The organism is Bordetella petrii (genome assembly GCF_020991325.1).
GTDB classification, from domain to species: domain Bacteria; phylum Pseudomonadota; class Gammaproteobacteria; order Burkholderiales; family Burkholderiaceae_B; genus Bordetella_A; species Bordetella_A petrii_E.
Genome location: NZ_JAJMLX010000195.1, coordinates 1 through 8,722, shown reverse-complemented (window position 1 = coordinate 8,722; position 8,722 = coordinate 1). Strand labels below are relative to the sequence as shown.

Here is an 8,722-nt window from a genome sequence, read left to right as displayed (position 1 = left end):
CAGCCCCTGGGTCGTTGGCGCGGGCAAGGCAGCGCCAGGAGCCAGCGGCAGGGCCTGCCTGTCTGCGCGCGCGACCTGGTGGCCGCCTCGCAAGATCAGCGCCGGCCACACGCCGTCGACGATGACGTAGGGATCCTGACGCGTGTAAGGCAGGGGCTGGAGCCCGCCCGGCGTTTGGGCGAACAGCGCGGGCGGGGTACGCCCCGGCGCGAACTGCAGCCACGTGCGCCCGGCGCCGCTGAACACCTGTAAAGGCGCCACCGCGGCATCGCCGGACAATTGCCAATTGAAATCGTAATGGCCGGCAGTCAGGATGCCGGGATCGGCGTCGCGCGGCCTGCCAGGCCAGGGCGCGCAGCCGGCCAGGCCCAGCGCGGTCAGCGCAAGAAGTAGAACTCGAACCATGCTCGTCCCGAATCAAGATGCGCTTTGGATCGAAGCGCGTGGACAGCATGGTGGCCTGCCGCGGAAAACGCGGCTAGACAGACATGTACGGAAGGAACTATTCGTTCATTTGCGCGGCGCGGCGCTTGCGCCGCTAGGGCTTGCTGCGCTTGGCCATGGCGACGATGGTTTCGTGGAGTTCGTCGGCCGCCTGCTGCTCGGTGATGTCGCCTACCACCGCCGCATGGGAAAGCGCGTCCGCCGCGCCCAGCATGGCCCACAGGCCTGCTGGCGCAATTCCCCGGGACCCGGCGAACGGCGCCAGCACAGCGCGGCACTTCTGGATGAACACCTGTTGATACTGGCGCTTCAACTGATTCAGTTCCGGCGCTCCTTCCAGGGCGGCCAGCACCTCCGGTATTTCGCGGCCCTGGGTCAGCACGCATTCCACGTAGGTACGGGCGATGACCCGGGCCTTGTCTTTCAAGGTGGCCTTGCTGGCGGCAATGGCCGCATCGATGAGCGCTGTCTGGCGCAGGTCGAAGTCCTGGTACAGCGCGGCCAGCAGGCCGTTGCGCGTGCCGAAGTGGTCGTAGACCACGGGCTTGGTGACGCCGGCCTCTTCGGCCAGGCGCCCCAGTGTCAGCGCGTCGGTGCCTTCGCCGCGGATGAGCTGCCAGGACACGTCCAGCAACTGGCGCAGCCGCGCCTGGCGGGACAGGCGGCGCCGTACCGGTGTTTCAGGGGATGGGTTGGCGCGCGTCGGGCTGGGCATGGCGGATACCGGGCCGGGTGGCACGCCGCCCGGCCCGGCTGGCGTCAACGGCTTTGGCTGATGCGCCGCGCCTGCTCGGCGGCGTTGTTCAGCGCGGCCACGGGCGGGGTCTTGCCTTCCAGAGCCTGGTTGAGGCCATCGTTGAGCACGGCCTCAACCTGCTCGTAGTTGGCCATGCGGAAGCCGCGGCTGGTAGACAAGGGCTTGCCCCCGTTCATGGACTGAATGATGGCGTGCGCGCCGGGAACTTTGTCGTAGAACGACACATCGGATGCGCGGAAAGCGGCGTCGGTAAGCGGCAGGAAGCCCGTGCGCTGATGCCATTCGGCCGCGTTCACCGGCTTGGCCAGCCAGGCCAGGAATTGCGCGGTGGCTTTCTCCTGGGCCTGCGGATGCCCATCGATGGCCCACAGGGCAGAGCCGCTGACGAACGGGCTGCCGGCATCGGGCGTGGCTTGCGTGTAATACGGCAAAGGAGCTACGCCGAACGACAGCGAACGGGTATTCATGAACAGGCCCGCCGCGCCGGAACCGGAAGTGAGCACCGCGCATTGGCCCTTGGCGAACAACTGATCGCTCTGGTTGTTGTCGGAATGCGCGGTAAACAGCAGGGAACGCTTCCAACTGACCATCAGCGACACATGGCGCATGTACAGGGTGTCGAACTTGAAGGCCGGCTTGGCCTTGCCGGACGACAGGCCGTTGTCGTTGGTGGTGAACAACTGTTTGTTCACCGGCGCCAGGTTTTCCAGGTGCACCTGTACCTGGTCGCTTGAGGCGTACGGACATTCGATATTGGCCACGTCGCGCAGTTTCAGCAGTTCACCCTGCAGGTCGGCCCAGGTGCGCGCCGGCTTGTTGGGATCGAGCCCCGCTTTTTTGTAGTACGACATGTTGTAGAACATGATGGGCACTTCCGCCATCCAGGGGAAGGCCAGCAGCCGGCCCTTGCCGTCGCGCGTGAAGCTGGACGTAGTGGGCAGGAACCAGTTCAGGTCTTTGATGGGGTACTTGGCCAGCAATTGGTACAGGGGCAGGATGGCCTTGTGCTCGGACACCACTTCAGGAGAGCGGTTGTCGGGCAACTGCACCAGGTTCGGGCCCTGTTTTTTCTTGATGGCGGCCGTACCTGCCTGCAGCAGGGCCTGCTCGGTTTCGAAATGCCGCAATTCGACACTGACGTCTTTTTGCTCTTTGTTGAACCTCTTGGTGAGCTTCTCGAATTCGGCCTTGTTGGGGCCGTTGAGCGTGTGCCAGACCTGGATATCCACGTCCGCTGCGTGCGCGGCGCCAGCGGCCACCATGGCAGCTCCGAAAACCCAGACGCGCCGGCTGGCGCCCAGTGCGCGGGCCAGGCCCGTCGATTGCGATGTCTTCATAGGTTCACAGACCAAGAAAAGGAAATTCCGGTTCCGGCTTGCGACCGCTGAGCAGATCGGCCAGAGCCCGGCCCGAACCGACGCCCATTGTCCAGCCCAGCGTGCCGTGGCCTGTGTTCAGGTACAGGTTCGGAATGCGGGTACGGCCAATGAGCGGCACGTTCGAAGGAGTGGACGGGCGCAACCCCGACCAATAACTGACGCTCTCGAAATCGAGGGCGTCGGGAAACAGTTCGCGCGCCAGGCGCGTCATGGCCTCGCAGCGGCCGGCGTTCAGGGCGCGCGAATAACCCGATAATTCGGCCGTGCCCGCCATGCGCAGGCGATTGCCCAGCCGCGAGAACACCACCTTATGGCTGCTGTCGGTGAGGCTGACCGTGGGCGCGCGTTCGGGATCGCGCACGGCAAAAGTGGCGGAATAGCCCTTGGCCGGATACACGTTGCACGGCACGCCCAGCGGGCGGACCAGCCGCGGGCTGAAGCTGCCCATGGCGACCACATAGGCATCGGCCTTGAGCTGCGTGTAACGGCCGTCCGGCTCGATGACCTCGACGCCCTGCACTTGCCCGCCTTCGCTGATGAGGCGGGTGGCACCGGTTTCGTAGCGGAACTCGACGCCGGCTGTCTCGCATTGCCGGGCCAGGCCCGCGGCAAAAAGGTGCACGTCGCCGCTTTCGTCGTCGGGCGTGTAGTCTCCCCCGACGATGGTGCGCCGATGCGGCGCCAGGGACGGCTCGATGGCGATGACTTCGTCGGCCGTGACCACCCGCCGTTCAACGCCGAAATCGCGCATCAGGCCGGCGGCCTTTTGCGAAGTTTCGAACTCGTGGGGGTCGCGGTAGAAATTGAGGATACCGCGCTCGAGGTGGTCGTAGGGGATGCCCAGCTGGCTGCGCAGGCCCTGCAGGGTGGCGCGGCTGTATTCGGCCAGGCGCACCATGGCGCGGATATTGGGAGCCAGCCTGCCGGGCAGGCACTCGCGCAGGAAGGCCAGGCCCCACACCCACTGGCGCCAGTCGAGCTGCGGCCGGAACAGCAGCGGGGCGTCGTCCTGGAACACCCATTTCAACAACTTCAGCGGCGCCTGCGGATTGGCCCAGGGTTCGGCGTATGACACGGAAATTTGCCCGCCATTGGCCAGGCTGGTTTCCTGGGCCGGACCCGGACGGCGATCGACCACCACGACGTCGTGGCCGGCCTGGCGCAGCCACCAGGCGCTGGAGATGCCGATGATGCCGCTACCCAATACCGCTACTTTCATGCGCGACTTGCTCCTTGCGCCGCGGGCGGCAGCGGGCAGACCCCCTGCTGTCGCGGCTCGATCCGATCGAGGTGCCGGTGCGGCAGTGTACTGCCTTGGACAAGCCTCGCCTATGACACAAAAAAAGGGCCGGTATCCATATGCTCCGGAAAGTTTCCCATCCGTGGCGGCCAAGCCGCCGGCCCGGCTCAGGCATCCGCGCGGGCCAGGTCGGCTTCGGAGGTGAACGCATCGGCGTAGAACTCCTCGGCCGGCAGCCCGCATTGCGTGCTGAACTCGCGGCGCGCGGCATCCACCATGGGCGGCGCGCCGCAGGCATACACCTGGTAGCCGGACAGGTCCGGCATGTCCTGCAGCACCGCTTCGTGGACAAAACCCGTGCGGCCGGTCCAGCCGTCTTCGGGCAGGCCGTCGGAAACCACCGGCACATAGCGGAAGTCCGGCAACGATTTTTCCCAGGACTGCGCCAGCTCGTGCATGTACAGGTCGCGCGGCCGGCGGCCGCCCCAGTACAGCGCGACGGGGCGGCGGATCTCGTGGTGAGCCATGTGCTCGACAATGGCCTTCACCGGGGCGAAGCCCGTGCCGCTGGCCAGCAGCACGATGGGTTTTTCGCTGTCTTCGCGCAGGAAGAACGAGCCGAACGGGCCCTCCAGCCGCAGGATCTCCCGTGCTTTCATCTGCGTATCGCCCGCGCCGAACACATGGTCGGTAAACACCCCGCCCGGCATGTGGCGGATGTGCAGTTCCAGTGGGCTGCCGGTATGCGGCGCCCCCGCCATGGAATAGCTGCGGCGCTTGCCATCTTTGAGAATGACTTCGATGTACTGGCCCGCGTAGTAGCGGAAAGGGTCGGCCGCCGGCAACTGCAGGCGCAGCACCGTGACGTCGGGAGCGGCCAGGTCCAGCGCCGCGACACGGGCCGGCATCTTGCGGATCTGGATGTCGCTGGCCAGCCTGACTTCGGTGGACTCGACCACCAGGTCGGACTGCGGACGCGCCTGGCAGAACAAGGTGTAACCCTGGGCCAGATCTTCGGGCGACAGGATCTGGGCCGGATATTCGCCGGCATCGACTTCGCCGGACACGACCTTGCCCTTGCATGTGGAACACGCGCCGTTGCGGCAGCTGTATGGCAGTACGATGCCGGCGGCCAATGCTCCGTCGAGCACGGTCTGCCCGGCCTCGACGGAAAACTGGTGCTGGCTGGGCTGTACGGTAACCTGGAAACTCATGAGTACGATCTTTAGGGGACGATACGCGGCGCCAGTAACTTACTGACGGACATTAGTCTGATATTCTATAATCTTTAGTGTCCTGGGACGGCTCAGGGCAGCCGCCGGCGTATAGCCGGCCGCACTCAATCCGGGGACGGCCCCTATGCCGGCACACATGCCGGCCACTTCCTGAAAAGGGGCACTCCATGACCTGGATCATTCTTGTACTGGCGGGGCTGTTTGAAGTTGTCTGGGCCATCGGCCTGAAATACACGTACGGCTTCACCCGCCTGGTCCCATCCGTTATCACGCTCGTGGGCATGCTCATCAGCTTCTGGCTGTTGTCGGTGGCGATGAAGACGTTGCCGCTGGGCACGGCCTACGCGGTGTGGGTAGGCATAGGGGCGCTGGGCGCCTTCGTGGCGGGCATCGTGCTGTTCGGCGAATCGCTCAGTTGGATGCGCGTGGCCAGCGTGCTGTTGATTGCCGCCGGGCTGATCGGGCTGAAACTGTCGACCTGACGGACGCACGCCGGCTAGAAGTCGAGTTCGATCTCGGCGATGTCGCCCACCTTCAGGGTGGCTCCGGCCGGGGCGCCGACGATGGCGTTCTGGCCGAACACCACACCGATATCGAACTTGCGGTAGGTGGCCAGGGTACGGCCCGGTTCGTCATGGCGCTGGGCGGTGAACTGGTCGATATTAGGCATGGGACAGCGGGTGCAAGGCTTGACCAGCGCCATGTGCACATCGGCCACCGACACCATCGCCGTATGGTCTTCATCGTAGGCTTCCCATTCCCCCTGGATCACGATGTTGGGCCGGAAACGGTTCATGGGCACGGCCGGCTGGCCTTGCGCGCCCAGCCGGCCGTTGAGCTCGTCCAGCGAAGCCTGGTTGGCGATCAACAGGGGAAACCCGTCGGCGAAGCCGAATATATGATCCCCCGCGAACCGGCTGGCCAGATCGGGGTGGCTGTCGAGCCATCGATCCACCCATTCCGGCCTGGCGGGACGCCGCGCCTGCACATCGACTTTGACCAGCACACAGGGTTCGCCCAGCACCTGGCTGATCCAGGCGGAAGCCTCGCTGCTTTCCTCGCGCGCCGGCACGGTGTCTTTCCAGACGGTTACCTGGCGCGGCACGGCGGACAGCTGTGAACCATCGAGCGGCACGCGCAGCACCGGCATGCCGGACGCCCGCAGCTCCAGGGCGTTGGGGGTCATGGCCGGCCGGATCAAGGCCATGGCCGGCCATTGGCGCTGTGTCATGAACTGCCCCTGCGCCGTCAGGATCATCCAGCGGCGATCGCCCGCCAGGCCGGCGCGGTCGATGGACGATTCGGCCACATCGATGGCGGCACAGGACTTGATGGGATAGATATGCAGGCTGGCGATGCGGGCGGTCATGGCGGCATGATGATGGGCAGGGTGCGGGCTAGCATAGCATCCGCATCCGCGCCGGCGCGCCGCGCATGGGGCCGGCCGTGGCGTGGCGCTATGTGCCGGAACCGCCGCGCCGCAACTTGCGCACGGTTTCCAGCGCGGCCAGCAACGAGGCCTCGATCGAGTCGAGCGACGGATCCTGGGCGGGAACCGCGGACCGGGCCGGCATGGCGGCGGACTCGCCCGGCAGGGCCGCGTGAATGTGCTCGCCGGCGGCCGTGACATCCACATCGAACACCAGCTTCTCGGCGCGGTGCCAGGTGGTGAACCATTCCAGCGCCTGCCCGTGCTGGTCGAACCCCTGCCCTTCCAGCATCAGCAGCGGGCTGCCTTCCGGCACTTGCAGGGCATCGGCCAATAAGGCGTCGGCGCCGACGGCGCGGATGCGATTGCGGCCCCGTCCCGGACGCAGGCCGAAGCGCTGGACCAGCGTGCGGTGCAAAGAGGTATCCTGCAGATGGCTGGCGGCCAGCCCCTGCAAGCGCGCACGCGGCAACCAGGTGCGCACGAAGGCCAGCGGCTCGGCATCGACACGGCGCAGCCGTTCGAGCAGCAGGGTGTCGCCGGAACCGAAGAAAGCCGCCACCTCGGCTGGGGGCTCGGTGGCTTCGAAGCGCAGCACGCGCGTGCGCAACGTGGTGCCCGTGCTGGCAAATTGTTCGAACAGGCCCGTTGAACGCTGCACCATGCGGTGGTGCTCCACCGGAGGCGCCACAGTGGGCGCGCGGCCAGGGTCGCGGCGGATCAGGCCTTCGGAAACCAGGGCTGCCAGCGCCTGCCGTATGACACTGCGCGCCACGCCGAACTGCCTGCACAGTATCGCCTCGCTGGGCAGGACGGTGCCCGGCGGCAATTGCCGGCCATGAATGTCCTGGCGCAGCGCCTGGGCGACTTGCACATGCAGGGGATGGCCGCTGGATCGGTCCAGCGGCACATCGGGATCGGCGGGCAACGCCATGGGATCAGCCTCCGGTGGTGGAGCGCGCAGTTTCCCATACATGCGACCAGCCGGGAGCCAGATGGGCGGCGCGTTCGGCCGCCAGCACCAGGCTTTCTTCACGGGCAACGCCCTTGCCGGCAATGTCGAAGGCCGTGCCGTGGTCGACCGACACCCGTACCACCGGCAGGCCCACGGTGATGTTCACGCCGTCATCGCCGTACACCGACTTGAAGGGCGCGTGCCCCTGGTCGTGGTAGCAGGCGATGACGAATTTCCATTTGCCGCGCACGGCCTGCGGGAACAGCGCATCGGCCGGGATCGGGCCCGCCGCGCGGATGCCCGCGGCATTGGCCTCGGCCACGGCCGGCACCAGGATATCGGCATCTTCATTGCCGAAGATGCCGTTCTCGCCGGCGTGCGGGTTCAGCCCCGCCACCGCCACGGGCTCGTCGCCGCGGCCCAGTGCCTGCGCGAAGGAACCGGCCAGGCGCAATACCGCCCGCATGCGCTGCGGATTGACGTCTTCGATGGCCTGGCGCAGCGATACGTGGGTGGTGGCATGGAAGATGTACAGGTCGCCGGCCGACAGCACCAGCGAAAAAGTCTTCACACCGAACTCATGCGCCAGCAGCTCGGTGTGGCCGGGCCATTTATGGCCGGCCATATGCATGGCGGCCTTGTTGAGCGGCGCGGTCACGATGCCATCGATGCGGCCTTCGCGCGCCAGCGCACAAGCCGTGGTGACAAAGCGCACCGAACCGTCGCCGGCATCGGCGTGCAGTTGTCCCAGCGGCACGTGCTCGAGCGATGGGCCGGCCTGGATGACTTCGATGGTGCCCGGCGCATTATCGATGTGCTCGGGCCCTTCCACCACTTTCACGCGCGAGGCGTCCGCGCCCAGGGCCTGTACGGCCTTGCGCAGCGCGCCCGCGTCGCCCACCACCACCAGCCGCGCACGCTGGCGCAGTTCGTCGTGGCCCAGCAACATCTTGGCGGTAATTTCAGGTCCGATACCAGCAACGTCGCCCAGGGTGACGGCCAGGGTGGGAATGCGTTGGGGCGTGGCTTCTTGCGTCATGATTTAAATCTCCGTTCGCGGACCGCACGCGCGGCCCGGATCAATACGTCTTCCGCGCCAAAGCCTCCGGCCTTGGTCACGATGGGCAAGCCGGCGGCCGGCCCGCCCGTCAGGGTGCCCAGCGGCACGCCTCCGGTGACTTCGTCGACCAGCGCGATACCGCCGGCCTGCAAGGCATCGAGCACCGCGCTAGCGCCGTCGCCGCCCGTGGCCACGACGCCGGCGACATCGCCGGCGCGCACCA

The 8,722-nt window shown here is 66.6% G+C and carries 10 protein-coding genes; 1 reads left to right on the top strand and 9 read right to left on the bottom strand.

Features of this window, described 5'->3' with window-relative positions; genetic code table 11:
* The 5 genes from LPZ50_RS17545 to LPZ50_RS17525 all read right to left on the bottom strand — a co-directional run.
* A partial coding sequence (locus tag LPZ50_RS17545) for a TrbG/VirB9 family P-type conjugative transfer protein (protein ID WP_230663094.1) occupies positions 1-405 on the bottom strand: 405 nt, incomplete at its 3' end.
* Positions 406-538: 133 nt separating this feature from the next.
* Positions 539-1,159, bottom strand: coding sequence for a TetR/AcrR family transcriptional regulator (locus LPZ50_RS17540; RefSeq protein WP_230663092.1), 621 nt, complete (start codon positions 1,157-1,159; stop codon positions 539-541).
* Positions 1,160-1,203: 44 nt separating this feature from the next.
* The gene (locus tag LPZ50_RS17535; protein WP_230663090.1) at positions 1,204-2,538 is read right to left on the bottom strand and encodes an extracellular solute-binding protein; all 1,335 of its coding nucleotides are present in this window, start codon (positions 2,536-2,538) and stop codon (positions 1,204-1,206) included.
* A gap of 4 nt (positions 2,539-2,542) precedes the next feature.
* Entirely contained in the window at positions 2,543-3,799 is a 1,257-nt protein-coding gene (locus LPZ50_RS17530; protein ID WP_230663088.1) for a D-amino acid dehydrogenase, read from the bottom strand.
* Positions 3,800-3,987: 188 nt separating this feature from the next.
* On the bottom strand, positions 3,988-5,034 hold the full coding sequence (locus tag LPZ50_RS17525; RefSeq protein WP_230663086.1) for a CDP-6-deoxy-delta-3,4-glucoseen reductase: 1,047 nt from the start codon (positions 5,032-5,034) through the stop codon (positions 3,988-3,990).
* A 188-nt stretch (positions 5,035-5,222) separates the two neighbouring features.
* Here LPZ50_RS17525 and sugE point away from each other — a divergent pair, with 188 nt between their 5' ends.
* Positions 5,223-5,537 (top strand): quaternary ammonium compound efflux SMR transporter SugE, encoded by a 315-nt coding sequence (gene sugE, locus LPZ50_RS17520; RefSeq protein WP_230663084.1) that lies wholly within the window; start codon positions 5,223-5,225, stop codon positions 5,535-5,537.
* A 14-nt stretch (positions 5,538-5,551) separates the two neighbouring features.
* On the opposite strand, the gene LPZ50_RS17515 is transcribed toward sugE, so the two are convergent.
* From LPZ50_RS17515 to LPZ50_RS17500, 4 genes are all read right to left on the bottom strand, one after another.
* Positions 5,552-6,424, bottom strand: coding sequence for an MOSC domain-containing protein (locus LPZ50_RS17515; protein ID WP_230663082.1), 873 nt, complete (start codon positions 6,422-6,424; stop codon positions 5,552-5,554).
* A gap of 88 nt (positions 6,425-6,512) precedes the next feature.
* Positions 6,513-7,418 carry a GntR family transcriptional regulator gene (locus LPZ50_RS17510; protein ID WP_230663080.1) on the bottom strand — a complete coding sequence of 302 codons (906 nt, stop codon included), beginning with the start codon at positions 7,416-7,418 and terminating at the stop codon, positions 6,513-6,515.
* A gap of 4 nt (positions 7,419-7,422) precedes the next feature.
* Positions 7,423-8,478, bottom strand: a complete 1,056-nt coding sequence (gene pdxA, locus LPZ50_RS17505; protein WP_230663078.1) for a 4-hydroxythreonine-4-phosphate dehydrogenase PdxA — start codon at positions 8,476-8,478, stop codon at positions 7,423-7,425.
* Positions 8,475-8,722 (bottom strand): nucleotide-binding domain containing protein (locus tag LPZ50_RS17500; RefSeq protein ID WP_329957677.1); only part of this gene is annotated, 248 nt, incomplete at its 5' end. The genes LPZ50_RS17500 and pdxA, both read right to left, overlap by 4 nt.